Annotated in this window: 24 protein-coding genes and 2 pseudogenes; 13 read left to right on the top strand and 13 right to left on the bottom strand. The window is 64.0% G+C overall.

The annotated features are described in order from the left end of the window. Nucleotides 1–596 precede the first annotated feature (596 nt). Nucleotides 597–1,754 carry a nucleoside triphosphate pyrophosphohydrolase family protein gene (locus RAH32_RS19665; RefSeq protein ID WP_306610111.1) on the top strand — a complete coding sequence of 386 codons (1,158 nt, stop codon included), beginning with the start codon at nt 597–599 and terminating at the stop codon, nt 1,752–1,754. Beyond that, nucleotides 1,751–2,428, top strand: a complete 678-nt coding sequence (locus tag RAH32_RS19660) for a uracil-DNA glycosylase (RefSeq protein WP_306610110.1) — start codon at nt 1,751–1,753, stop codon at nt 2,426–2,428. Before RAH32_RS19665 ends, RAH32_RS19660 begins: the two co-directional genes overlap by 4 nt. Here the strand turns inward: RAH32_RS19660 and RAH32_RS19655 are convergent. The 7 genes from RAH32_RS19655 to RAH32_RS19625 all read right to left on the bottom strand — a co-directional run bounded on the left by RAH32_RS19655 (nt 2,409) and on the right by RAH32_RS19625 (nt 7,432). Further along, nucleotides 2,409–3,197 (bottom strand): hypothetical protein, encoded by a 789-nt coding sequence (locus RAH32_RS19655; protein WP_306610109.1) that lies wholly within the window; start codon nt 3,195–3,197, stop codon nt 2,409–2,411. The two genes, RAH32_RS19660 and RAH32_RS19655, sit on opposite strands and share 20 nt — an antisense overlap. Further along, on the bottom strand, nt 3,139–3,870 hold the full coding sequence (locus tag RAH32_RS19650; RefSeq protein ID WP_306610108.1) for a C1 family peptidase: 732 nt from the start codon (nt 3,868–3,870) through the stop codon (nt 3,139–3,141). The genes RAH32_RS19655 and RAH32_RS19650 overlap by 59 nt, the downstream gene beginning before the upstream one ends. Next, nucleotides 3,867–4,892 carry an ImmA/IrrE family metallo-endopeptidase gene (locus RAH32_RS19645; RefSeq protein WP_306610107.1) on the bottom strand — a complete coding sequence of 342 codons (1,026 nt, stop codon included), beginning with the start codon at nt 4,890–4,892 and terminating at the stop codon, nt 3,867–3,869. Before RAH32_RS19645 ends, RAH32_RS19650 begins: the two co-directional genes overlap by 4 nt. 3 nt (nt 4,893–4,895) lie before the next feature. Next, on the bottom strand, nt 4,896–5,255 hold the full coding sequence (locus RAH32_RS19640) for a helix-turn-helix domain-containing protein (RefSeq protein ID WP_306610106.1): 360 nt from the start codon (nt 5,253–5,255) through the stop codon (nt 4,896–4,898). After that, nucleotides 5,252–5,536, bottom strand: coding sequence for a hypothetical protein (locus RAH32_RS19635; RefSeq protein WP_306610105.1), 285 nt, complete (start codon nt 5,534–5,536; stop codon nt 5,252–5,254). Before RAH32_RS19635 ends, RAH32_RS19640 begins: the two co-directional genes overlap by 4 nt. 97 nt (nt 5,537–5,633) lie before the next feature. After that, nucleotides 5,634–6,431, bottom strand: a complete 798-nt coding sequence (locus RAH32_RS19630) for a dCTP deaminase domain-containing protein (protein WP_306610104.1) — start codon at nt 6,429–6,431, stop codon at nt 5,634–5,636. Between the two features lie 68 nt (nt 6,432–6,499). Beyond that, nucleotides 6,500–7,432 (bottom strand): IS5-like element ISPko1 family transposase, encoded by a 933-nt coding sequence (locus RAH32_RS19625; RefSeq protein ID WP_076534770.1) that lies wholly within the window; start codon nt 7,430–7,432, stop codon nt 6,500–6,502. A gap of 65 nt (nt 7,433–7,497) precedes the next feature. On the opposite strand from RAH32_RS19625, the pseudogene RAH32_RS19620 reads away from it, so the two are divergent. From RAH32_RS19620 to RAH32_RS19595, 6 genes and pseudogenes are all read left to right on the top strand, one after another. Then, nucleotides 7,498–7,632 (top strand): annotated as a pseudogene (locus RAH32_RS19620) (ATP-binding protein); the annotation flags it as partial. Nucleotides 7,633–7,756: 124 nt separating this feature from the next. Then, on the top strand, nt 7,757–8,344 hold the full coding sequence (locus RAH32_RS19615) for an HdeD family acid-resistance protein (protein ID WP_035715069.1): 588 nt from the start codon (nt 7,757–7,759) through the stop codon (nt 8,342–8,344). A 63-nt stretch (nt 8,345–8,407) separates the two neighbouring features. Then, nucleotides 8,408–9,448 (top strand): patatin-like phospholipase family protein, encoded by a 1,041-nt coding sequence (locus RAH32_RS19610; protein WP_035715050.1) that lies wholly within the window; start codon nt 8,408–8,410, stop codon nt 9,446–9,448. Nucleotide 9,449: 1 nt separating this feature from the next. Then, nucleotides 9,450–10,886, top strand: a complete 1,437-nt coding sequence (locus RAH32_RS19605; RefSeq protein ID WP_084684278.1) for a GntP family permease — start codon at nt 9,450–9,452, stop codon at nt 10,884–10,886. Between the two features lie 29 nt (nt 10,887–10,915). Further along, nucleotides 10,916–11,053 (top strand): hypothetical protein, encoded by a 138-nt coding sequence (locus RAH32_RS19600; RefSeq protein ID WP_306610103.1) that lies wholly within the window; start codon nt 10,916–10,918, stop codon nt 11,051–11,053. A gap of 39 nt (nt 11,054–11,092) precedes the next feature. Beyond that, nucleotides 11,093–12,025 (top strand): IS5 family transposase, encoded by a 933-nt coding sequence (locus RAH32_RS19595; protein ID WP_119136892.1) that lies wholly within the window; start codon nt 11,093–11,095, stop codon nt 12,023–12,025. 179 nt (nt 12,026–12,204) lie between these two features. Here the strand turns inward: RAH32_RS19595 and RAH32_RS19590 are convergent, their stop codons facing one another. The 6 genes from RAH32_RS19590 to RAH32_RS19565 form a co-directional block, all read right to left on the bottom strand. Next, nucleotides 12,205–13,290: a S1C family serine protease gene (locus RAH32_RS19590; RefSeq protein WP_306610102.1), complete on the bottom strand. Its 1,086-nt coding sequence runs from the start codon at nt 13,288–13,290 to the stop codon at nt 12,205–12,207. Nucleotides 13,291–13,322: 32 nt separating this feature from the next. Next, nucleotides 13,323–13,610: a hypothetical protein gene (locus tag RAH32_RS19585; protein ID WP_176695156.1), complete on the bottom strand. Its 288-nt coding sequence runs from the start codon at nt 13,608–13,610 to the stop codon at nt 13,323–13,325. Between the two features lie 145 nt (nt 13,611–13,755). Then, nucleotides 13,756–14,295, bottom strand: a complete 540-nt coding sequence (locus RAH32_RS19580; RefSeq protein WP_139599234.1) for a DUF1269 domain-containing protein — start codon at nt 14,293–14,295, stop codon at nt 13,756–13,758. Between the two features lie 240 nt (nt 14,296–14,535). Then, nucleotides 14,536–15,891, bottom strand: coding sequence for an IS1380-like element ISPme1 family transposase (locus RAH32_RS19575; RefSeq protein WP_012112698.1), 1,356 nt, complete (start codon nt 15,889–15,891; stop codon nt 14,536–14,538). Nucleotides 15,892–16,198: 307 nt separating this feature from the next. Beyond that, entirely contained in the window at nt 16,199–18,826 is a 2,628-nt protein-coding gene (locus RAH32_RS19570; RefSeq protein WP_306610101.1) for an AAA family ATPase, read from the bottom strand. Beyond that, nucleotides 18,823–19,935 carry a metallophosphoesterase family protein gene (locus tag RAH32_RS19565; RefSeq protein WP_306610100.1) on the bottom strand — a complete coding sequence of 371 codons (1,113 nt, stop codon included), beginning with the start codon at nt 19,933–19,935 and terminating at the stop codon, nt 18,823–18,825. Before RAH32_RS19565 ends, RAH32_RS19570 begins: the two co-directional genes overlap by 4 nt. Before the next feature lie 224 nt (nt 19,936–20,159). On the opposite strand from RAH32_RS19565, the pseudogene RAH32_RS19560 reads away from it, so the two are divergent. The 5 genes and pseudogenes from RAH32_RS19560 to RAH32_RS19540 form a co-directional block, all read left to right on the top strand. After that, nucleotides 20,160–21,083 (top strand): annotated as a pseudogene (locus RAH32_RS19560) (ArdC family protein); the annotation flags it as partial. Nucleotides 21,084–21,706: 623 nt separating this feature from the next. Continuing rightward, complete coding sequence (locus tag RAH32_RS19555; protein WP_306610099.1) at nt 21,707–22,195, top strand: DUF6878 family protein; 489 nt, start codon at nt 21,707–21,709, stop codon at nt 22,193–22,195. A gap of 11 nt (nt 22,196–22,206) precedes the next feature. Beyond that, nucleotides 22,207–22,581 (top strand): DUF6915 family protein, encoded by a 375-nt coding sequence (locus tag RAH32_RS19550; protein ID WP_306610098.1) that lies wholly within the window; start codon nt 22,207–22,209, stop codon nt 22,579–22,581. Nucleotides 22,582–22,796: 215 nt separating this feature from the next. Beyond that, entirely contained in the window at nt 22,797–23,162 is a 366-nt protein-coding gene (locus RAH32_RS19545; RefSeq protein WP_306610097.1) for an antirestriction protein, read from the top strand. A 309-nt stretch (nt 23,163–23,471) separates the two neighbouring features. Further along, on the top strand, nt 23,472–23,665 hold a 194-nt coding region (locus tag RAH32_RS19540; RefSeq protein WP_306610096.1), incomplete at its 3' end, for a type II toxin-antitoxin system VapB family antitoxin.

Genomic DNA, 23,665 nt, shown 5'->3' with positions numbered 1-23,665 from the left:
ATCGAGGAAACCGGCAGCACCCTCTGGCTGAACCCCGGCGCAGCCGGCCCCCGCCGCTTCCACCTGCCGATCACGCTGGCTTTCCTTTGGGAAGAGGCCGGCCGCCCTCGTGCCATGATCCACCCCTTGCCTGTCTGACCTGCTAGCGATTGGACATGGCTCGGTCGTCAGCCCTCGTGACTCATCCGAGCGCAGGCGGCCCAAAGCTGCCATTCTCAGGTGTCGCGATGCCACGGTACAGCATCACCAGAGCGGCCATTCGACCGACCTGCAGCATTTTGGGAGGGTGAAGGTCATCACTGCGCGACTTCGCTGCCGTTTAGTTTCGTATATTACCTCATAAAGTTATCCGATAGACGCGACCCACAACATTTGCTAAAATCATGAAACCATGATTTAATGAGAAGGTGAGCAATGTCAGGCGCCACCGACGATGCGAACTTGCAGCTGCAAGTGCCAACTGAGACAAAGCGGGCGCTTGCCCTGAAAGCCGCAGGCACGGGAATTCCAATGCGCCTCTTAGTTCTCGCAGCGCTAAAAAACGCTGGCTATCCGGTGCCGCAAGAGGCGCTAGTCGATCGGAGGAAACCGCAGCCATGACTGCTCTGTCTTTTTTCGAATACAGCCGAGCGGCATGTCGCACCGATCTCAAGCGCGCTACAGAGCCGAGCCTCAGTTTTCCACTTCTTGGCTTGTTCGGTGAGACTGGCAGCCTGCTCAGTGAGGTGAAGAAAAAGCAGCGCGATCCCGTTGCCTATATCGGCTACGAAGACAGCGTGCTCGAAGAGCTCGGCGATGCCCTTTGGTATCTCAACGCCCTTGCGGATCGTGCTAATCTGACGCTGTCTGATTTGGCGATCAACCTCGATTGCGACCTCGCCAACTGGCAGATCTCGGGCTCCGAAACACTCACCTTCGCTGAGGTTGAGCTTGAACCCACAACCCGATCGGCTGGCCCGTCCAAAGCCTTCGAGCAGTCGTCGATTCGCCTCGCAGCCGAGGTCGGTCTGCTGATGACAGATTACCGCGCAGGCCGCCTCGATCAAAACCGCTCTGCACTCAAAGGACGTCTGATTGCCGTTTTGCGATCCCTCCGGGATGCCGCCCATGACGCTGGTCTCAGTCTGGCGAGCGCCGCTCAAGCCAACATGGTCAAGATCGCTGATCGTTGGCCGCCCGAGCGCATTTATCCTGCACTTTTCGACGAGACCTTTCCCGAGCACGAGCAGCTGCCACGCCGATTAGTTGTGACATTCGAAGAGATCGAGAAAAATGGTAAGATCGTCTCACGCATGACACGCGATGGTGCGCCCATAGGCGATCCGCTGACCGACAACCGCGCCGAAGACGACGACTACCGGTTCCACGACGTGTTCCATTTATCTCATGCCGCTTACCTTGGCTGGTCCCCAACTTTGCGTCGGCTGCTGCAGGTCAAACGCAAGAGCGATCCTATCGTCGATGAGGTCCAGGACGGCGCACGCGCTGTCCTGATTGAGGAGGGTGTCGCCACATGGATATTCAACCACGCACAGCGCCTCGCGCTGTTTGACGGCCTGACATCTCTGGACTATGGCCTACTGAAATCCGTGCGGCAATTTGTTCAGGGGTACGAGGCAGAACACTGCCCATTATGGCTTTGGGAGGAGGCTATCTTGCAAGGATATGAAGTTTTTCGGTCGGTGTGTCAGCACCGAGGTGGGCAAGTCGGTATCGATCTGGTGGAGCGCAAAATATGGTTCATCGAGCCATGACCCATTCCGCCGCAAGCTTTGTCGACGCACTCGCCGGCATTCGCCTCGACAACGTCTTCAATCCCTACACCGACCTCTGTAGCCTGTATGACAAACCAGATGCCGCTTCCCGGCGACGGCGCAATCTTGAGCTGAGCCTTACGGCCGCGATCGAATTTGAGGTCCGCACTGTCTGGGTTGCACGTGACCTTGGATATCGTGGTGGCCGCCGCACAGGCCTTGCCCTGACCGATGAACCACATCTCGACGCCTATAGCGCGCTTTTCCATGGTCTGCCGGTTCAAAAAGCAACCAAGGGCCCCGTCATGGGCGAGCGGACCGCCAACACCATCTGGCGGATGCTGTCGCGCTTGACCCAGCCCGTGTTCCTGTGGAACGTCTTCCCGCTACACCCCCATGAGCCCGATGATCCGATGAGCAATCGGTGTCACACCGCGCGGGAACGCGACACCTGTGCCGACTTTTTGCACGCGGTGATCGACATCCTGAAACCCACCCAGATCCTGGCCATTGGTGGCGACGCGCACAAGGCCGTGGCCAATATGGGCATCGAAAGCGTGCAGGTCCGCCACCCGAGCTATGGTGGCCAGAACGTATTCATTCGACAAATCGAAGAAGCATACGCCTTACCAACCGAGACGCAGCCCGATCTGTTTACGCAGCCTGCTGCGTAATCAGAAGACCGTCGCATTTATCAATCAGCGTCCGGATGTCGTTCTTGCCCCAAGGCACGCTATTCGTTTCCAAAGTGGCGCTGGTCGAATGAAGAGTAAGAGTGCCGACATCAAAACCTGCTTCGCGTGCAATGAAGGCTTGCAAATCCACTAGCCCAAGGATGTTCCCGAGCGTCTTCTGCACATAGTAGTGGTTGCGATAAGTGGCGTATATGTGGAGCTGATTGGTTGCCTTTTCAGGCTTCAGCTCCACCAGGCTTAAGCAGTTGCGACTACGGACATTGCGCATGCGGCGCGCCGGATCGCTGACCACCAATTCATACTTATCTGTGTGGAAATAGGGACCCGTTCTGGCTCCGCCCAGCATCTCAATGATCGTGGCAAGTTGGTTGATCGGCTCCCCCTTAGCGTTCGGCCAGGACACGAAGCGCTGAAAATAGCGGCCCCAGCCGCGCATCCTGGCGGGCATCCGGCCATAATTCTCCAGGTAACGTTCCGTTAGTGCCTCCACCCCATCGCCGTGGTCCAGGCTCTCCGGGAAAATCGTGTTGGCAACGGTCGAAATCGGATACTGATCGTGCTTCTGTAGGAACCTGTTGACGTGACGGACAACCGCCGCCTCATTATCGCTCATCACGCTTGGCTGTTCAATATGAACAACGACACCGCCGAGGTGAAAGGCTGGAGCGTCTCGCAGCGCCTTTGCGGTCTCAACCCAGGCGCGGACTGGCGTCCGCGTCCGCGTAGCGTCCATCGGATTGAAGTACATCACCGTCTCCTTTCGAGATCACAAAGGCATCCACCAAACGCGGACCCAGATAGCTTTCGCGCAACCAGGCATGGCCCTCATGGCCCCACCGTGCGCCCCATGAATTGCGCAGAAGCACTACCGGCTCGCCGCCATAGTCGCCACGGCCCACAACGACCATCGCGTGGCCCCGAGTGGGATCGATCGGCAGCCCGCTATCGTCATCGAGGATCACTTCTGACCCGGCATAATCCCAGCTGGTCGGGTCGTTAAACGTCATCGATGTATAGAGACCGATCACCACCGGGGTATCGGCATCGATCTCTTGGCGGATGCCCAGCAGCCCCGTGCTGCACCCAGCCGATCCGCAGGTCATCACCTCGCTGGTTGCCGCGGGCGGCGACCAGCGGCTTGGGTGCGGCGGGTAAGGGCTATACGGCCAGACCCGCTCAATCGGCTGACCAGACGCCTTCAAGACCGCGCGCGTGTCGGGCACCGTTGTGCCCGATTGTGGTCCTGTGCCGGCATACTGACTGACGTGGTAGTATAGCCATTCAACGCAGAAGATGTTCGGGTGTTTCCGCGCGTGCTGATGGACATCGGACGCCGCAAAGGACAGGCATGTCGGTCGCCGCCCTTGATGCCGCGCGGGGCCAAGCGCCGCCCGAAAATCTTTCATCACCGTCAAGCTCATTGGACCGTCAGACGCTCCAATCGCTGCCGTTCAAACTGCCCTGCCTCGTCACTGGTCGCGGTACGATAATGCAAGGTCAGCGTCTGCGGATCATCATCGGGATCCCAAGGACGGCACTCCTTCAACCGGAAAGTGTTCGCCGTCGGATGCCCCGCCTGCGCCAAGACCCGACGCACAGTCGGCGCGCCAAGCTGTCCCTCGGGCACCGGCTCACGTCCGTCTTTTAAGATCGCAAACCCGGCCTCTTTCAGCTCGTCAAAGGTCCAGACATACCCTGCCCCCGTCGCCTCGTTCAGACGCAGCAGGAACAAATCATCGCGCCCGGCTTCTATGACCGCACCTTCATCGCGCTCGGTGAGCAGCCAAACATCACTCCGCCGTGTATTCGGCAGTGGCTGCCCATCGAGCAGCGCCAGCTTCAAGTCCTTGGGCTTTGCCGCGAGAAGCTGCCGGCGCAAATCTTGACCAATGACCTTCTCCCGTTCGAGGCCGTAGATTGCACCGGCATAGCTCGTCCCGAACCGAAGAGCGGCTTGGTAGACCGTGTCTGGGTTAGCGAGGTGATGCACATCCCAGCCCTGGACCTCCATCTGGGTTTTGATCAGATGCGCAGGCAGCAGGAAGTATGATGCGAAGGCGTCCGCTTCCCGTTCTTCGGGCGGCACCCGTTTGAACACCCGGCCATCAGCTAGGGGGCCGCGTCGCAAGATGCCTTCATCATCCGCGTGCGGATCATGCCCCAACACCCAATGCCCCAGCTCATGGGCTGCGGTGAAGCGCTGCATTCCCAACGGGCGCTCGGTGTTCAGGATGATGCCCGCCGCCCCGCCTTCTTTCATGAACGCCCCGAGCAGCTTGTCGAGCGGCTGGAACATCAGCACAGCACCAGTCCGATCGATGCAGTCAAAGACATCAACGCGCTGCGCGCGCTTTTGTCCCTGATCAAGGCCAAGGTCACGCAGAAGACGGAAGGCTCCTTTCATACCCTTTAAGATCGCTCGTTGGTCCTGATGGCGCGTCATGGATTAGCTCTTCGACTTCGCCTGCAAAAACTCAGCAAAACGCTGCAGTTCCTTACGGTCGGTGTTCGATAAGGACGACGCTGTCCGCGCGAGAAAAGCCACGTCAGCGGGAATGGCCGCTTCGTCGCCTGTAAAATACTGCACTGGACGCTGATAAAGCTGCGCGAGCTTCTTCAGCTCCAATGCGCTCACATTCCGTTTGCCCTTCTCCATCTCGGAGATCGCCGTGCGCGGCACCTCAAGATGGCTCGCAACCTGATCTTGCTTGAACCCGATATATTCACGGGCTTCTTTCAGCTTGGCTCCCAGGACCTGACCTTCATCCTCAGGACCGGCAAACCCCATTTTTGGTTGGTTTGTCATCCTACGACCTCTACCTCCTGTCGCTGACGCTCGTGCCAAAGCTGACGGCTCGCCGTCATGATGCTCCGTACACAGTCCTCGACATCATCAAAGCCGCCGGGCGGCATGGTCGTTTCCGGCAACTCGATGCCGATCTCTGCTTCGACACGCAGTATGATTCGAATGACGACTTGCGAGTCCACCTCTGGCCGCCAGCCGGATTTGGTGGGGGGACGGTCTTGCGCCGCGACCGCGATTTCATCGCGGATCGCTGCTTCCACCGTTGCTTCAGGAAAGTGCATCGCAGCCTCTCATGTCGACATTACCGACACATACATAGCGCATGTCGGATTATCCGACAAGTGTTTTCATGAATCACCGCTGCGTCAGGGCAGCATGCTAAGGCGAGCCACTAGGTGGAGAAGCACCACCAGTCGCAGGCTGCACCGCTTGTGGCGTGCCGACCGGCGAGGCCGGTTGAGCCGTCGTGGGCCCGTCCGACGACCAGAAACCTTGCAGCACGAGAACCCCAACACTCACCAACAATGCGATGAAAAAGCCAATCATCGTTTTGAACAAATTGTCGAGTTGGCCGATCTTCTCACGCTGCGTTGACAGATCTGACTTCAGTTCGAGCTCAAGTTCACGCTGCCGTTCCGAAAGGTTCTGCAAAGACAGGATCTCACCGCTGATGTCGTTCACCAACCGGGTATCAAGGCCAGTGAACCCCTCGTCTTCTTCCTTCTTCATCGCCGTCTGTCGATCGAGGTCAGCGAACCAGATCAGGAACAGCTTCTGGCCTTCTTCCAGGTGGTGCGGCGTTGGACCAGCATTCAACACCGAGAAGACAAGCTGGCCTTTGTAGCCGGGGTCTACATGAAAACCGGAGATATTTATGAGACCGCGAAACTTCGGGCGGGCACGGATCGAGATAAACGCGATCGCCGAATCGGGAACCGTGATTTTTTCCTGGGTGGTCAGAAAAGCGAACTGACCAGGCGGGATTGCGAAACCTTCACCCGGCCGCAGCTTCTGCTTTGTGTGCTGGGATAGCGTCTCAACCTTATGATCTGGGCTGATGTAGATTTCGTTGCCGATCCGCAATGTGTAGGCCGCGCAGTCGATAGCGTTCTCATCATAGCCCGTGATGAGCGGAGTCAATTCCTCTTTCAGCTTTTCGCCAGACCAAAACGCCACTATTCACTCCTATTGGCTCTGTTGCACAAATCGGCTGATGGCCGGGGTTCCCCTTTCCCCGGACAGACTTATCCCACGGGCTCTGTGACAGGGATGCCGAGCGCGGTGTAGCCGTTCAGAACGGCGATACGGACCTGAAGCTCCGCGACCTGTCGGTCGAAGTCCCGCGCCATGAGGCGCTGCCCCAGCAGTTTCACACAGTGCATCTTCGTTTCGACGCGGCTTCGGCGGTGGTATCCGCTCCATCGTCGCCAGAGAGCACGACCGAGGTATTTCGATGCCCGCAGCGCTTCGTTTCGTGCGATCGCGCCGGCGGTGACGGTCTTCCACGGCTTGGCATTCTTGCGAGGCGGAATGACAGCGCGGGCGCCGCGGTCAGCGATTGCATCGTGGCATTTGCGGGTGTCGTAGGCACCGTCGGCAGTGACGCTGCTGATCTGCTCGTACGCTGGGATCTGGTTGAGCAGGTCGGGTAAGACCGGTGCATCGCCGATATGGCTCCCTGTGACCTCGACTGCGCGAACCTCCAGTGTTTCCTCGTCGATCCCGAGATGGATCTTGCGCCAGACGCGCCGTTTGGGTCCACCATGCTTGCGGGCGTGCCACTCGCCTTCGCCCTCGACTTTGATACCCGTGCTGTCGATCAGCAGGTGCAGCGGCCCCTTGGAGCCGCGATACGGGATGTTCACGGCCAGGGTCTTCTGGCGGCGGGACAGGGTGCTGAAGTCGGGCACCGCCCAGTCGAGGCCGACCAGCCGCAGTAGGCTTTCGACGAAGCCTGTCGTCTGCCGGAGCGCCATGCCGAACAGCACCTTCATCGAAAGGCATGTCTGGATGGCGGCATCGCTGTAGGTCTGCTGGCGGCCACGCCTACCTGTCGGCGCGGCATCCCAGCTCATCTCGGGATCGAACCAGATCGTCAGCGAGCCGCGGCGCTTGAGCGCTTCATTGTAGGCTGGCCAGTTCCTGGTCCTGTAGGTCGGGGGTGTAGGTCTGCTCATGTATCCCAGCTACCACGCTGGATTCATGAGATGAATCCCACACGGGATTTGTGCAACAGAGCCCCACCGCGCTACTCGATCGCCTCACCCACCGCTGTCACATCCTGGAGACCGGAAACGACAGCTTCCGCTTCAAGGCAAGCTCAGCCGCAGCCGCCAGGAAAACGAAGGAGGCCAGCCATGCCTTGACCCAAGCCTGACCCACGAAACATAACTCGAAGGTGGGTCAGTTCTCGATGGAAAACCCGGGTCAGTTCCGGGTGAAAATCAACAAACACCCGCTGCCCGGCGGGAAGCACCCTGTTGAACAAGGAAGTCAATGCCATGCCGATCAGTCTTGCCGCCGCTGCACAGACCTACCGCGAAGCCGCGCGCGATGCGGTGCGCCGCCATTCGACCTTCCACCTGGTACAGGCGGCGCTGCTGGTCGTCGCGGGGATCGTCGCCATCGTCTTCCCGGCCTTTTCTTCGGCTGCTGCCGTCGTGGTGTTCGGCTGGCTGCTGATCGCCAGCGGCATCATTCAGGCCATCGGCCTGATCAGCGCACGCCATGCGCCGAACTTCTGGCTGCAGATCATCTCGGCCATACTTGGTGTGTTGCTGGGCATTCTGCTCTTGCGCAACATCGCGCAGGGGATGCTGCTGCTGTCGCTTCTGCTGATCATCTTCTTCATGATCGAGGGGATGTCGAAGGTTGTCTTCGCATTGACGATCCGTCCCTTGCCCAACTGGCTTTGGGTTTTTGCCAGCGGGGTGCTCTCGGTCGTGCTGTCGCTTGTGCTTTTTGCCGCGATGCCGGTCACTGCGCTGTGGCTGATCGGGCTGATGCTGGGGCTCGACCTCATCGCCATTGGCGCGGCCCTTGGTGCGATGGCGTGGAGGCTTCGCGGGCAAGCGGTGCCCGCCGCCTGATCCCCTAGGGCGCCCGGCTTCGGGCGCCATTTTCTTGCAATGAATTGACTGAAAGGCGCCGAAATGGCCAGCAACCCGAAATCGCAGACGCGAAAAACCCTTCCCATCGACCTCGCCTTGCAGGGGGGCGGTTCGCATGGGGCGTTTACATGGGGCGTTCTGGACCGCATCCTCGAGGAAGACTGGTTCGAGATCGATGGCATTTCCGGCACCTCGGCCGGCGCCATGAACGCGGCAATCCTGGCGGCCGGCATGGCCACCGGCGGGCGGCAGACCGCGCGTGAGATGCTGACCGCCTTCTGGCGCCGGACGGCCGATGCCGCGCGCTTCAGCCCGTTCAAGCGCGGGCCGCTGGAGGTCCTGACGGGCAAATGGACGCTGGACAACTCGCCCGCCTTCATCGCCATGGATCTGATGGCGCGGCTGATCTCGCCCTATTCGCTGGGTGGGGCGGCAGGGAACCCGCTGCGCGACATCCTGACAGACCTGATCGATTTCGACGCGCTGGCGACCGGGCCGGTCAAGCTGTTCATCACGGCAACCAATGTGCACACCGGGCAAGGCAGGGTGTTCCGCAAGCATGAGGTGACGGCCGATGTGCTGCTCGCCTCGGCCTGCCTGCCATCGATGTTCCAGGCCATCGAGATCGACGGCGTGCCCTATTGGGACGGCGGCTATGCGGGCAACCCGACGATGACGCCGCTCGTGCGTGAATGTGAAAGCCTCGATACCGTTCTGGTGCAGATCAACCCGGTCGAGCGGCGCGAGACGCCGCGCACCGCGCGCGAGATCGCAAGCCGCCTGAACGAGATCTCTTTCAACGCCCAGCTACTGAAAGAGTTGCGGATGATGGCGCTGCTGCGCCGTGTCATCGACCCCGGCAATGGCGAGGCGCGGTACTGGAAAGAGATGCGCCTGCATCGCATCACCTCGGACATCATGGTGGACCTTGGACATTCCTCGAAGCTGAATGCCGAATGGGACTTCCTGAAGATGCTCTTCGACGAAGGGCGCCGCGCCGCCGAGGATTTCGGCCGCACCCATATTCAGGACATCGGGGTGCGTTCGACCTTCGATATCGACGCGCTGGCGGACGAGCTCTGACATGCTGGGTCTGCTGGGTATTCTGTTGGGCCTTGCCCTGATCATGGTGCTTGCGTTCCGCAGTTGGACAATCCTGCTGCTGGCGCCTTTGGCTGCTGCGGTGGCGGCGCTTTTTTCCGGTCAGCCGATGCTGGCGCACTGGACGCAGACCTTCATGCCTGCGGCGGCGGGGTTTGTGGCGCAGTTCTTTCCGCTTTTCCTGCTGGGCGCATTGTTCGGCAAGCTGATGGACGACAGCGGATCGGTTTCAGCGATCGCCGATTACATGACGCGCCGGCTCGGCCCCTCGCGGGCGATCCTTGCCGTGGTGGCTGCGGGCGCGATGGTCACCTATGGCGGTGTCAGCCTGTTTGTGGCGTTCTTCGTTCTGGCGCCAATGGGGCAGGCGCTGTTCAAGGCGGGAAGCGTGCCGCGCAGGCTGCTTCCGGCGGCACTCGCGCTTGGAACCTCGACCTTCACCATGTCGGCCATGCCGGGAACGCCTGCGATCCAGAACGCGATTCCGATGCCGTTCTTTGGTACCACCCCCTTTGCCGCACCTGGGCTTGGCATCATAGCCAGCATCATCATGGCGGCCATCGGCCTGGGCTGGCTTTCCTTCCGCGAACGTCAGGCCAAGGCGCGGGGCGAGGGTTATGGCGCGGCCGAAAAAGGCTCCGCCGTCTCGCGCGAGCTGGCCAGCACCGCACGCGAGTTTGACCCTGCCGAGATCAGCCGCGCCGGATCCTGGGGCGGGCGGCCACCGATCGGCCTGGCCATTCTGCCGCTGGTTCTGGTTGTCGTGGTCAACCTGATCCTGACGCAGTTCGTGCTGCCCAGCATGGATTTCGATTTCCTCTCGCAGCCCGCATGGGGCGAAACCACCCTGTCGGCTGTCGGCGGGGTCTGGTCGGTGGCGCTTGCGCTTCTGGTCGCCTGCATCGTGCTGGTTGCCATGAACCGGCGCCGCTTTCGCAATCTGCGCGAAAGCATCGACTCGGGCGCGACGGCTGCAGTACTTCCGATCATGAGCGTGGCAAGCCTTGTGGGGTTCGGCGCGGTCGTGGCGGCCCTGCCTGCGTTCGAGATGGTGCGGGACTGGGTTCTGGGCATCGGAGGCGGGCCGCTCGTGTCACTGGCGGTAGCGACGAACATCCTTGCCGCGTTGACCGGATCGGCTTCGGGCGGGATGACCATTGCGCTGCAGGCCCTTGGCCCCACCTTCATGCAGATCGCGTCAGACACAGGGCTGGACCCTGCGCTGATGCACCGGGTGGCCGTGATCGCCTCGGGTACGCTGGACAGCTTGCCGCATAATGGCGCGGTGGTCACGATGCTTGCGGTCTGTGGCTGCACGCATCGCGAAAGCTATCTGGACATCGTCATGGCCGCCATTGTCAGCGCGCTTGTTGCCCTTGTGGCCGTGATCGTGCTTGGCACAGCCTTCGGTTCCTTCTAACCCGATAGGGACAGAGCTTCGGGATCGTCATGACACAGCCCACGCCGACCGCCGCACCACCGGCCCTTTTGAACATCACGCTGGGCGTCATGCTGGCGCTGATGCTGGGGTGGTTCTTCCACATCGCCTCGGGCGTTCTGGTGGGCTCTGTTGCACAAATCGCGTGAGGGATTCATCTCGTGAATCCAGCGTGGTAGCTTGACTGCATGAGCAGACCGACACCTCCGATCTACAAGACCAGGAACTGGCCCGCCTATAACCAAGCGCTCAAGCGCCGCGGCTCTCTGACGATCTGGTTCGACCCGGCCATGACGTGGAAGGCCGCGCCGACTGGCAAGCGCGGGCGACAAGCGGACTACAGCGACGCAGCCATCCAGACCTGCCTCACGATGAAAGTGCTGTTCGGGATGGCGCTCAGGCAGACGACGGGCTTCGTCGAGAGCCTGCTGCGGTTGATCGGCCTGGACTGGGCGGTGCCCGACTTCAGCACGCTGTCGCGGCGCCAGAAGACCCTGAAGGTCAACATCCCCTACCGCGGATCGGCCGGTCCGCTGCACCTGCTGGTCGACAGCACCGGGATCAAGGTCGAGGGTGAAGGCGAGTGGAACGCCCGCAAACATGGCGGCACGAAGCGCAGGGTCTGGCGCAAGATCCACATCGGGATCGACGAGAAATCACTGGAAATCCGGGCGGCCGAGTTCACCACCAGCGACGTCGGTGACGCGCCCATGCTGCCCGAACTTCTGGACCAGATACCACCCGACCAGGAGATCGCCAGCGTCACGGCAGATGGTGCTTTCGACACCCGCAAGTGCCACGACGCCATCGCCGCGCGCGGTGCCGCGGCGATCATCCCGCCTCGCAAGAACGCCAAGCCCTGGAAGCCCGACACAGCCGGGGCTGTCGCCCGCAACGAGATCCTGCGCACATCGAAGCGCGTCGGGCGGACAATCTGGCGACGATGGAGCGGCTATCACCGCCGAAGCCGCGCAGAAACCAAGATGCACTGCGTCAAGCTGCTGGGTCAGCGCCTATCCGCACGCGAGTTCGACCGTCAGGTCGCGGAGTTCCAGGTGCGCGTCGCCGTGCTCAACGGCTTCACCGCGCTCGGCACGCCCATCACAGAGGTCGCAGGATAAATCTGTCCGGGGAAAGGGGAAGTCCGATCAGCAGCCGATTTGTGCAACAAAGCCTATTTCGGCCAGTATTCTCGCGGGCCGCTTCTATGGGCAGGTCCGCGGCCGACCACTGGCTACTCCGCGCACCTTTGCCTGACAGACTGCTAGGTAGCTGTTCAACGTCCGCAGCCAGCCGTTCGTCACTGCCCCGCAGCCAGGGTCACCATGACCTCGATCCTGCGGTCGTTCCGAAGGATCCCGAGTTCGATTGCGTCACCTGCCTGCCGAACATCGAGGCCAGCTCTCAAATCTTCTGAGTTCTTCACAGCGACCCCGTCTATGGAGACGATCACGTCACCAAGGGTCACCCTGCCATCTCGGGTGATCCTGGCCGGCCTGAGGCCTGCTGCATCCGCTGGGCTGCCTGGCGTGACATCCAGCACCATCACCCCAGCCATTCCGGCGCGTGCCAGCAGGGCATCGCCGCGCGGATCATGCGAAACGCCCAGCACAGGCGGCGCATAGCGGCCTGTAGCGATCAATTGCGGCACGACCCTGTTCACCGTGTCCACTGGAACAGCGAAACCAATGCCGGCACTCGATCCCGAAGGACTGTAGATCGCCGTGTTGACGCCGATCAGCCGTCCGGCGCTGTCCAGAAGCGGGCCTCCTGAATTACCAGGATTGATGGCGGCGTCGGTCTGGATCAGGCCGCGGATCATCGTGCCGCGCTTGCCGGGGATCTCCCGATCAAGGGAAGAGACAATGCCCGTGGTCAGTGTCCAGTCGAGACCAAAAGGATTGCCGATGGCGAAGACGCCTTGCCCGACTTGCAGGTCCTCGCTGCTCCCGACTGCGAGGGGTAGGGGCCGCTCGGATCCCGCCTCGATGTGAAGCACTGCCAGGTCATGTTCGGGAGCCGTCCCCACGAGGCGGGCAGGATAAGCGCGGCCATCGGCAAGCCGCACCAATGCTGCCGTTGCCCCCTCGATGACGTGGTTGTTGGTCACGACATGGCCCTGCGCATCCCAGATGAACCCCGAACCGCTGCCGCGCGGAACGTCATAGGCGTTCCGAGTCCAGAAATCGACCACGCGGCTTTCAGTCGTGATCGAGACAACGCTATCCTTGGCACCCTCGAAGATGGCGATGGTGGTCTGCTCGTCTGCGGCCAGATCGCCGCGGGGAACAACGACCCTCGGCTCCCCGGCTGGCTCACGCAGAGCCAGTTCCAGGAGAGGAACGCCGCGCCAGACCAGCACGACGAGGATCGCGGCAAGTGTCACAAGCACGAGCCTTGGCAAAAATCCGTCTGCTTTCATAGGACATCCACCGACGCGAGCCCAAGCGTTCGGGCCCGGTTGGCCGACAGCAAGGCACCCGGCTCGTCCGAGGGGGCCCGCGTGCTGGTGATGAAGATGCGGTGGCGTGTGCTGAGCGCCTCCGCCTCGGCCCGAAGCTCTGGATTGTCGATGCCAATGATCTCCGGCGGGCGGCTGCAGCCTACCAGAACCAGCAGGGCCAGGGTCACAAGGATAAACGTGAAACGACTGAAATCGACCGAAACGCGCATGATCATGATCTGGGTTCGCACGATCTCTTCCATGGTGACGGGTTTACATCTGAAGCACCACAGTCGGACGAGTTGCGCAGGTTGTCCAGAGAATGCTTGCTCGGCGAAAGGCCGATGCCCGGATTGCATCGGCCTGACGATCCTTGCGCCGAAGCGCCGTGTTGCAGCCCGACGCGCCTCAGCCCGCCGCAGACACGTCCCCCGAAAGCGCGGGCCCGGCAAGAAGAGCGCGCAACTTGTCTTCCTGTTCCTTCGACAGCGATGTCTTGAGAATGCGCGGCTCGTACTGTTTGATCTCGGCGACGACCTTGTCGGTCGTTGCCTTTGCCACATGCACGAAAAGTGCCGATGTTCCGGGCTTGATGGTCTCGCCAAGATCCTTGATGAACTGGTCGTTTATTCCGTAATCCGACAGCCGACCGCTCAATGCACCCATCGCGGCGCCCGCCATGCCGCCAATCGCGAAACCCGCCATCGGATTGAGGACAAGCAGACCGGCAAGAGTGCCGACCAGCGCCCCCGTGCTCAGCCCGCTGCTCGCGCCGATCGCGGTCAGATTGACGGATTGCTTGATCTGTATGTCCCCTTCCTCGGGGCGGATGACAACCACGGCATCGAGCATGTCGATCAGATGCTCCTTGCGCAGTTCGCGCAATTTGCCGAGCACGATGTCAGCCGTGTCAGTTCCGTCAAAATCAAGTACTACGAGGTCGGCCATACTGGGCACTCCTATTCATCCGACATTCTCCAAGTGGCCTGCCGCTTGACTTCAAGATCGCCTGATTTTGCTCGCTGGGCAAGCGTTTTTCGCCCCGAGCGGTGTCTGTCGTCGCGCAAACGGCCGAAGTCGGGTGGATCAAGCCTCGAACCCGCAGCATTCTGGCCCGGCAGAGCCGCTTTTCCGCGCGGCAGACGGACCTGTCCTGCCGCTTTCGTTCAGCTTGGGCATGGATCGTGGTCATGCGCATGACGGAGGCGTTCGAAGACGGCGGATGGCGGCAAGGACGGCCCGCACCATCGGGCCGGTGACGGCGACCTCGGCCAACTGGAAGGTAATGGCGCGGGCGTGGCGGACGACGCGGGCGCCGATCTTGATCAGCTTGAGTTGCAGGCTGGTCAACGACCAGTCCGCCATGGCCTCGGGCAGTTCGATGCAGCGCAGGAAGGTTGCCAGGTTGTAGGCCAGCGCGTGCAGTTGCAGCCGCACCTCGTTGTGCCGGAACTTCCGGCATGACAGCCGCGTCCAGCGAAAGGCATATTTGCCTTCCTTGATGTGCTGCTCTGCGGTGCCGCGCTGGTTGTAGAACCTCACCACCCAGTCTGGCTCCATCGGCAGGTTGGTGACGATGAAGCCGACTTTGGGGAACAGCTCGCCCGGATGCCATTCGATCTTGGCGATGACGCGGCGCGGCTTGTCCCAGGACGCCGCCTGATACTCGAAGTCCTCGAAGAACCGTTTGACCTTGGTCAGCGAAGGCCGTCCCACGGGCCGTGTCAGCCGATGCGCGATCTTCTCGCGCAAGACGGCGTTGGCGGGCAGACGGATGGCGTAGAAGAACCTGGCTTCTTCCAGCCGCATATAGATCGCGGGGATCGCGTAGGCAGCGTCGGCCCGGAAGAAGCGTCCACCAAGGTCGCGGCCAGCATATCGGGCAATGACGGGATCAAGGACATCCCGCCAGCCATCGGCGCTGTGGACATTGCCGTTACGCAGGGCGCAGCGCTCCAGCATGCCAAACTGGTTGAACAAGAAGATGGGGTGATAGCAGGTGCAGTCGAAATGCCCGTTCCAGGCAGCACCTTCCTGATCGCCGTGGGTGGGGCTGACCGAGCTGTCCATGTCCAGCACGATGTATTTCAACCCGTTGCGGTCATGAAACCGGTCGATCCATTGGCCGTTCAGATCGGCCAGCGCCGCCCGGTTCGCGGCCAGAGCCAGCGTCTCGGTCTCGAACCGTCCCATCTGCGATGCCGAAGCAGCTTGCGCCTCGACGGCCCTGCCGCCAACGACCTGACGCATCACGGGATCGAGGGCCAAGCGGTCGGCATCGTTCACATCCTCGTATCCGGCCAGTCGTCCGAACACCGATTGCCGGAACAATCCGTCAAGCCGATGGAGCGTGTTCTTCCCGGTGCGGCTGTCTCGCAGCGCCTCCGACGCCAGATTGGACAGGCCGAGCACGTCATCAAGCTCGCGCATCACCAGCAGGCCACCGTCTGAACTGATCTGCGCACCACGGAACTCCAGACGCACACGGCGGTCGAAATCAACCCGATCTCCCCGCGCCAAGCCCGCACCCTCCAGGTGATCCATGAAACGCGCCCCTCGCAGCCGTCAACGCCATGATTTATATGCGAAATATCACGATTACGACAGCGAAATCAGCGACTTACTTGGAGAATGTGGGATAAATAAGATTCGCCAAAAATTTCTTAGTGGTTTGCACTTCAAAACCAGCCGGCGGGGAGCTTGAGGTTACAGCCTGCCCTTCAGAGTGAAACAGGCCAACGAGGTGTAGACCGAGGATCACTCGAGAATATCTGGAAATTCTGGATCGTCAGGCTGCTTCGCGCCCGTTCCGCGACGTTTACGGTTCCGGATTGCGCCAGGAGTTGACGGATCAGACCGTCTCGATGCTGACCCGTGCCCGTTCCCCGCCCAAGGCCGCGAAGGCCCGTTGTCTGCAGGTCAGGACCAAGATCTGCTGGTCCTGCGCCACGCGGTGCAGGGCGGTGAACATGGCCTCGATGCGGTCGTCGTCGCTGTGGACCAGGGCGTCGTCCAGGATCACCGGCACCTGGGTGCCTGCGCGTGCGAACAGCCGCGCAAAGGCCAGCCGGGTCAGGATCGCCACCTGTTCGCGCGTACCGCCCGACAGAATGTCCAGGGCCTCGGCCTGACCATCGCGGGTCAGGGCAGCGGGCAGCAGGGTCTGGTCGTCGATCTCCAGCGTGGCGCCGGGATGGATCGCCCCCAGCAGAGGCTGCAATTCGCGCAGCACCGGCCCGAGATAGGCGTCCCGCGTCTGGCGCCGCGCCTCGTCAAGCGCCCGGCGCAGGCGGGTGAGCGACTGCACCTCGGCCGCGTATCGCGCGGCGCGGGCCTCGGCGTCGGAAAGCCTGCCGCGGACCTCGTCCAGATGTTCCTCGATCCCTTCCTCGGCCAGGGTGCCGATGGATCCGTTCAGCATCGCCAGATCCTCGCGCAGGCGGTCGCGCTGCGCCTTGGCCTGGGCCGCGACCGACTGGGCGCGCGACAGGGCGGCGCGGGCCATGTCCAGGTCGGGGGCGGCCCGTTCCAGCCGCGCGCACTCGGCCTGGGCATCGGCCAGCCCCGACTGGTGGCCCGTCCGGGCGTCGCGCAGACCCTGCAGCCGGGCCGTCAGCGCCGCAGGATCGCCGGCCTCGGCGGCTGCCGCGTTATGGGTGCGGCGGGCGGCGGCAAGCGTGGCGGCGGCGGCGGCCCGGGCCTCGGACGCGGCACGCAGGGCAGACTGGGCCTCGGCCGCGGCGGCGCGGGCCCCATCCTCGGTGGCGGTGGCGATGGCAAGGTCCGCTTCAAGGGCGGCGGGGTCGCCCGCGTCCTCAGCGCCCGCACCGGCTTCCGCGACCGCCTGCGCATGGGCCTGGCGCAGGGCCTCCAGCCCGTTGGGGGCAAGCTGGGCCAGAAGGGCCTGGGCGCTGCGCAGGCTGTCGTCCAGCCGCTGCGCCTCGACCAGGCGGGCGCGGGCCTGGGCCAGATCCTCGGCCCCGCAGGCGGACAGCCGCTGAGAAAGCGTGGCCGCGGCCTTGTCCAGTTGCGCCCGGTCGCCGCCGGTCTGGGTGCCGGGGTCGATCCGCATGGTGCCGATGCCCGGCAGGTCGAAGTCGCGCGGGCCGGTCAGGCGGTGCGGGCCCTCAGACAGGTCGGCCCCATCGGCGCGGACCCGCGCGGTGCCGCTATAGGCAAGGGACAGGCAGACCGACTGCGCGTCCAGGCGGGCCTCGGCCCGGTTCAGCTCGTCGGCGGCCTGTTCGGCGGCGGCAAGGGCCTGCGGCGTCACCACCAGCAACCCGCGCTGCGCCCGCTGTGCCTCGATCTCGGCGCGCAGGCGCTCGGCCTCGGCCAGGCTGCGGGCCAGGTGCGTGGCGCGGTCCTGCGCGGCGCGGGCAAGGCGCGCCCGCTGCGCCAGGGCCAGACGGTCGCGCAGGGCGCGGGTGGCGGCCTCGGCATCGCGAAGGAGGGCGGCGGTGTCGCCTTCGGCCTGGGACAGGGTGGCTGTGCGGCCGTCATGACGGGCCGCATCCTCGGTCGCCGTGGCCAGGGCCTGGGCCGCGCGGGCGGCGCGGTCCGACAGCGTTTCCAGCCGCTCGATCTCGGCGCGGGCATTGTCGTCGGTGGCCCGCGCCAGGGCCAGGGCGCGCTGCGCCGCCCCCAGCCGGTCGGCATGGGCCTCGGCCTCGGCCAGGGCGGCGCGGGCCGCAGCCAGGGCATCGGCGCGGCGCCGGTCCTCGGCGGGGTCGTCCAAGGCTGCAAGCTGGCGCTGCGCCTCGCTGCGGCGGGACAGGTCGCCCGACAGCCGCGCGGCCTTGGCGGCAAGGTCGGCCTCCTCTGCGCGCAGGGCCTCGGCCTCGGCCTCGGCCCGGGCCCATTCGCCGCCCGCCTTGGCCTTGCCGGTCGCGGTCGCAAGCCTGCCAAGCGCGTCGCCGACCTTTGCCGCCACCCCGTCCAGCCGGCGCCCGCCGGTCATCATCTCGATCTCGCCCGCGACCGAGGACAAGAGATCCCGCCGCGCCGACAGCGCCCGTTCGCGGTCGGACTTGTCGCTGGCCGAACTGCCTTCGGGTTCCAGTCCCAGCAGGCCTTGGCGCACCCACAGAAGGCCCGACGGCCCCGACAGCCCCGCCCCCAGCATCCGGTCGATCCAGGCTTCTGCCTCGTCGTCCTGGGCCAGAATGCGTCCATCGCGCAGCACCCTGGCCGAAGCGCGCGACAGCCAGCGCTTCTCGATCCGGTAGCGCCCGTCGGGCAGGTCCAGATCCGCCGCCACCTCGGGCGCGCCGCCGACATGGGGTTGCAGCGCCTTGATCGCCGCACGGGTGGCGCGGTGGCGTTCGAAGAACAGGGCGTGGATGGCGTCGAAGAAGGTGGACTTGCCGAATTCGTTGGGCTCGCACAGCACGGTGATACCGTCGCCGATCCCATCGATCCGGGCGGTGTGGCCGGCGAAGCGGCGCACGTTGGTCAGGTGCAGCGCGCGGATCTTCATGCCCCCACCTCTTGCGCAAGGGCATAGAGCCGCGTCAGCGCCGAGGCTGCCACCGCGCGCTCAGTGGCGCTGCGATCCCCGTCGCCCGCCTCGGCCAGCAGCGCCTCGGCCGCCTGGCGCAGCGCGCCCGCGCGGTCGATCCCGTCCAGGTCGTCGGGCCGCGCCTCGGTCGCGAGGCCGGACAGGTTGTGGCCGAACCAGCCGAAGTCGGGGGCGGCCGCCTGCGCCGCCGCGTCAAGCGCGGCCCGGTCGGACAGGGGCAGGCGGCCCTTGGCAACAAGCCGGACCAGCAGGTTGCGCCGCAGCCTCAGTGGGGGCAGGGCCGCGTCCAGCCGGGCCAGCGGATCGTCGCCGGGCAGCAGGTCCAGCGTGACGGTCTGCCAGCCCATGCTGCCGGTTTCCACCGGGCGAACCCGCGCCGTCCCGTCCAGCGTCACCAGCAGCGCGCAGCAGACCGCAGAGTGCTTGAAGCCGTCGGCCTCGGGCGTGCCGGAATACCAGGTGGTCGCGTTCACCTCCATCCGGCCGTGCCAGTCGCCAAGCGCCAGGTAGTCCAGGCCGCACAGCCGCGCCCGGTCCGGGGCGATGATGCCCGCCACGCCGTCCTCGCCCGAGAAGTCGGCGATCGCGCCGTGGCCCAGGCCGATGCGCAGGCAGCCGTCGGGGGTGGGGGCGGCCATCGCCTCGGTCAGGTCGCGGCCGGGGCGGCGCTGCGTGCAGGGGGCGGGCAGGACCATCACGCCGGGGGCCAGTTCGACCGGATCGGGGCTGGTGATCGCCTGCAAGTTGGCGGGCCCATCCTGGGCGATGCGCCGCCACAGTTCGGTGGCGGCCAGGCTGTCATGGTTGCCCGGCAGCATGATCCAGGTGATGTCGGTCTCGGCCGCCATGGCGCGCAGGGCGTGGCGCAGGGTGTCGGGGGCGGGGGTCTCGGCGTCGAAGGTGTCGCCCGCCAGCAGCACCACGCTTGCGCCGCCCTCGCGCGCGGCCTGCGCCAGCCGGGCGATTGCACCGTGGCGGGCCTCGCGCAGGCGGTTGCGGATGGCTTCGGGATAGGTGCCGAAGGCCTTGCCCAGGTGCAGGTCGGACGAATGCAGGAAGCGGAACATCGGCGGCGGGATCCTTTGGGTCGGCACTGTCGCGGATCGAGAACAGAACACGCACGCTGCTGGTTCGGCAAGCCCAAAGAGGCGTTGCGCGCTTTGTCCTGGCAGGCTGTCCACCCGCCTGTCCTGCGCCGCCTGCCACAGAGAGCCAGAGGTCCGGCGGACTGTCCGTGACGGGTCGAGGGCTGGAGGAGAGGCCTCCGGCGCCCGTCGCGGAGGAAATTCCAATGTCTGGACCAAAGCGAACTGCCCGAGCGACAGAACCTGCAAGCGGCGGTCATTCCACACGGTCCCGTCGCTCCGGGGGAGCTGTCCCACCATCTCGCGGGACAGGTCCTGAAGCGCGCGCTGACATCTACACGCGGGTTACCGCAGAAATCATCGCGGCCCTCGAGCACGGGGCCGGTGAGTGGCACGCCCCGTGGTTCCATGACGGTGCCCATGCCGCCCGCCCGACCAATGTTGCATCAGGCAAGCGTTACCGGGGCATCAACACCGTGGCGCTGTGGGTCGCGGCCATGACATCGGGTTACAGCGATGGCCTGTGGGGCACCTACCGGCAATGGCAGGCTGCCGGTGCTCAGGTTCGCAAGGGTGAGCGCTCGACCACCGTGGTTCTGTGGAAGCAGATCGCCTCGCGCGAGGAGACAAAGGCAGAGGACGACGGCAAGGACGATGGCGGTCGCGCCCGGATGGTGGCGCGGGCTTTTGCGGTGTTCAACCTGGCCCAGGTGGACGGATACGAACGCCCTCTGACACCGTGCCTGCCCGAGAGCGAGCGTCTGGCACATGCGGAAGCCTTCATCGCCAACCTTGAAATAAGAACCGTGTTTGGCGGCTCAGAAGCCTTCTACCGTCCCTCCGTGGACACGGTGTTCATGCCCGAGTTCGCGCAGTTCCGGGACGCTGCCTCGTTTTATGGGGTCTGGCTGCATGAGCATGGCCACGCCTCGGGGGCAAAACACAGGCTTGATCGCGATCTCTCCGGCCGGTTCGGTTCGCAGGCTTATGCGGCAGAGGAATGCTGTGTCGAGATCCTCAGCGGCCTCGTGCTTGCCGATCTCGGCATTGCCCATCATCCGCGGCCCGACCATGCCGCCTACATCGCCTCGTGGCTCAAGGTCATGGCTGCAGACCCCCGCGCGATCTTCACGGCTGCCGGCAAGGCGCAGCAGGCCGCCGACTGGATGCATGCGCAGCAGCCCGCTCTCACACCACCCGGCGCACCCGATGAACCGGAGGATGGCCACCCTTGGTCAGGGGAGGCAGCGGCGCAGCGCATCGATCACCTGAAGAAACCCGACATGGCGCGGGAAGCCGAGCGGCTGCTGGCGGAGACCGGGTGGCTGCCCGAGCCGCTGCGGCTGGGAGACGCCGAAAGCGGGGCAACCAGCGACGAGAATGCCGGATCTGCTTCCCTGCCGACCGACCCGACCGGTGAGGCCAATAACGCGGAACCAGACGACACGGACGATCCCGCACGGGAGCCTCCGTCCGGAGCAGGGGAAGACGGCACTGCCCGCGTGGAGGAGGACAATCCGCAAGGCATGGCCGCCGAGTGAGGATGGAGGCCGGGGGGGCATAGCCGCCCCGTCTCCCGCTCTCCCGGTTCACGACGGCTTGGTCGTGTCGCACTGACCTGAGGCGGGGGCCGTGAACAGCGCCCTTCCTTACCAAGAGGCAGAGCCCGGTGGGGGAGGGGACAAGCCCGGCGCGAGGAGGGAGAGCCGCGCCGCGCCGTTTCTGTCATCCCGCTCTCCCGGAGGACCTTTCCATGACCGATCCCGAACATGCCGGCAAGCCGGACCCCGACATTGCTGCAAGCATCGCCCGTGTTCTTGCCGAACACGATGCTCATCAACAACGCGCAGCCGCGCTGCGCCCGGCCAACAAGGCCGCGCTCTTCGATGCCCTGGAGGCCGCCGGGATCACCACCGTCACGGTGACCTTCGACGGCTACGGCGACAGCGGCCAGATTGAGGATGTCACCGCACAGTGCGGCGAGACCATTGTCGATCTTCCCGCAGGCCAGGTTGCGCTGGCGTCCGCTACGTGGAACTCGGACGATGTGTCCACCGCCCAAGTGGAGATCGGGGCCGCCCTCGAGCAGCATTGCTATGACCTGCTCGAGCAAAGCCATGCCGGCTGGGAGAACAACGACGGCGCCTCTGGCGCGTTCGTCTTCGACGTGCCGGCCCGGGCGATCACGCTCGATCACAGCGAGCGCTATACCGCCACTGAAACCTACAGCCACGTGTTCTAAGGGAGGAGACCATGGCACATCCTTATCATCACGCCCTCTCCTCGGTCCGCAGCTGGGGCGGCAGCATCGAGGACTACCTGGCCGTCCATGCCTGGTTCGATGGCAGCAAGGAGATCCTTGCCGACTTCCGGCACCGGGCGCTGCGCCATCATGCCGAGGGCATCTTCATGTCGGAACGGCTGTTCGGCACCACGCTCACCCTGGCCTCGGGGCGGCAGATCCCCACCCGGTGGATCGGCGAGCAGCATGTCCGCGAGGATCTGGGCCATATCCCGAGCTTCGCCGACTGGGCCAGGGCGATCCGCCCGGAGCCGTGGATGGGACGAAGCCAGGCGCTCGACCTGGTCGTCGATCCCGCCATGGCCACACGAGGCGGAGGATCCTGATGCATGCGGCCTCTCTGGCGGGTCACCGCCGGAGCGTCGATCAGGCCCACAGCCGGGCAGCAAGGGACAGAGGAAGGCTGGGAGAAGGCTGCGCCTGCCGGGGCTAGAGAGCGACATGGCGGGCGCATCCCCGTATCTCATAACCGGAGATCTCCGCCATGAGCCTCACCGCACCCTCATTCTCCTCTGCCATGCCCGTTCCCGAGGAGCGCCGCATGGCCTTTCTGCCTCGGCTGTTCGGCGCCCGTCTTCTCCTTGTCGGCAAGCACACCGTCTTCGGCTTCATGGAAAGGCTGAGCCCGACGGACTACACCGGCGGCATGTGGGACTTCCTTGAGCGGGCAGGCGAGCCCCTTTATCTCGCCCCGACCTGCAGGCCGCGCTTCCACCTTGTCTGGGACGGCAACGGCTATGAAGGCGATGTCTCGGCTGACGCTGCGGGCATCATCGCCACTCTGTTTGCCTTTTCGCACCTGTCGTTCCGCCATGACGCCCCGGAACTCTCAGACGGCTTTGCCCGCCTTTACGCCCATGCCGCGGATCATCCCGAGGCCCGCGAGATTTTCCAGGCCATCGACTGAACCGTGCAAGCGCCCTGCTTTACGGCGGGGCGCTTGTTTCCTGCTGGCTTTCGCTATGGCGCCGCAGGAGGGCGGCTCAGACGGCAAGCGAGAGAAGCCTGCCTCCTGGACACGCGCCGGGATCTAGGGCCGAGGAGAAGATGCGCATCAGGTCGTTATCCTTGGCAGAAGGCGGTCCGATCAGCAGGCGCGTGGCTACCAAAACGGCCCCTGTCGAGCGGCTTGGCTGCAATCTCGTGCTGTCTTGCCGAGCAGCCCACCTTGGGGTTACCGGATGATCATGGCCGTGCATGCAAGGCGGACCCCACGATGGATGAACGCGCAACCCGCGATGAACGCCTGGATGACCTGGCGCAAACCCTGGCGGACATGCTCGGTGTCAACAAGACGGAAGCCATGCGCCTGGCTCTCCAAAACGAGATCGAGCGTCTGCGGTCCACACCCACCATTGATGACCAGATTGCGACGCTGCGGGAGACGGTGAAGAACTACGGCCGCAAGTC

It is taken from the genome of Paracoccus yibinensis (assembly GCF_030846195.1).
In the GTDB taxonomy this organism is placed as follows: Bacteria; Pseudomonadota; Alphaproteobacteria; order Rhodobacterales; family Rhodobacteraceae; genus Paracoccus; species Paracoccus yibinensis.
Note: the sequence above shows the minus strand (reverse complement) of the source record. Positions and strands in the feature narration are given on the sequence as shown.

Coding starts and splice junctions, on each gene's coding strand:
- RAH32_RS19610 (WP_035715050.1), top strand. CDS start 8,408: ATGGCCAGCAACCCGAAATCGCAGACGCGAAAAACCCTTCCCATCGAC.
- RAH32_RS19550 (WP_306610098.1), top strand. CDS start 22,207: ATGGCACATCCTTATCATCACGCCCTCTCCTCGGTCCGCAGCTGGGGC.
- RAH32_RS19570 (WP_306610101.1), bottom strand. CDS start 18,826: ATGAAGATCCGCGCGCTGCACCTGACCAACGTGCGCCGCTTCGCCGGC.
- RAH32_RS19555 (WP_306610099.1), top strand. CDS start 21,707: ATGACCGATCCCGAACATGCCGGCAAGCCGGACCCCGACATTGCTGCA.
- RAH32_RS19605 (WP_084684278.1), top strand. CDS start 9,450: ATGCTGGGTCTGCTGGGTATTCTGTTGGGCCTTGCCCTGATCATGGTG.
- RAH32_RS19625 (WP_076534770.1), bottom strand. CDS start 7,432: ATGAGCAGACCTACACCCCCGACCTACAGGACCAGGAACTGGCCAGCC.
- RAH32_RS19585 (WP_176695156.1), bottom strand. CDS start 13,610: ATGGAAGAGATCGTGCGAACCCAGATCATGATCATGCGCGTTTCGGTC.
- RAH32_RS19595 (WP_119136892.1), top strand. CDS start 11,093: ATGAGCAGACCGACACCTCCGATCTACAAGACCAGGAACTGGCCCGCC.
- RAH32_RS19645 (WP_306610107.1), bottom strand. CDS start 4,892: ATGACGCGCCATCAGGACCAACGAGCGATCTTAAAGGGTATGAAAGGA.
- RAH32_RS19565 (WP_306610100.1), bottom strand. CDS start 19,935: ATGTTCCGCTTCCTGCATTCGTCCGACCTGCACCTGGGCAAGGCCTTC.
- RAH32_RS19575 (WP_012112698.1), bottom strand. CDS start 15,891: ATGGATCACCTGGAGGGTGCGGGCTTGGCGCGGGGAGATCGGGTTGAT.
- RAH32_RS19545 (WP_306610097.1), top strand. CDS start 22,797: ATGGCCTTTCTGCCTCGGCTGTTCGGCGCCCGTCTTCTCCTTGTCGGC.
- RAH32_RS19640 (WP_306610106.1), bottom strand. CDS start 5,255: ATGACAAACCAACCAAAAATGGGGTTTGCCGGTCCTGAGGATGAAGGT.
- RAH32_RS19655 (WP_306610109.1), bottom strand. CDS start 3,197: ATGTACTTCAATCCGATGGACGCTACGCGGACGCGGACGCCAGTCCGC.
- RAH32_RS19615 (WP_035715069.1), top strand. CDS start 7,757: ATGCCGATCAGTCTTGCCGCCGCTGCACAGACCTACCGCGAAGCCGCG.
- RAH32_RS19600 (WP_306610103.1), top strand. CDS start 10,916: ATGACACAGCCCACGCCGACCGCCGCACCACCGGCCCTTTTGAACATC.
- RAH32_RS19665 (WP_306610111.1), top strand. CDS start 597: ATGACTGCTCTGTCTTTTTTCGAATACAGCCGAGCGGCATGTCGCACC.
- RAH32_RS19660 (WP_306610110.1), top strand. CDS start 1,751: ATGACCCATTCCGCCGCAAGCTTTGTCGACGCACTCGCCGGCATTCGC.
- RAH32_RS19580 (WP_139599234.1), bottom strand. CDS start 14,295: ATGGCCGACCTCGTAGTACTTGATTTTGACGGAACTGACACGGCTGAC.
- RAH32_RS19650 (WP_306610108.1), bottom strand. CDS start 3,870: ATGAGCTTGACGGTGATGAAAGATTTTCGGGCGGCGCTTGGCCCCGCG.
- RAH32_RS19635 (WP_306610105.1), bottom strand. CDS start 5,536: ATGCACTTTCCTGAAGCAACGGTGGAAGCAGCGATCCGCGATGAAATC.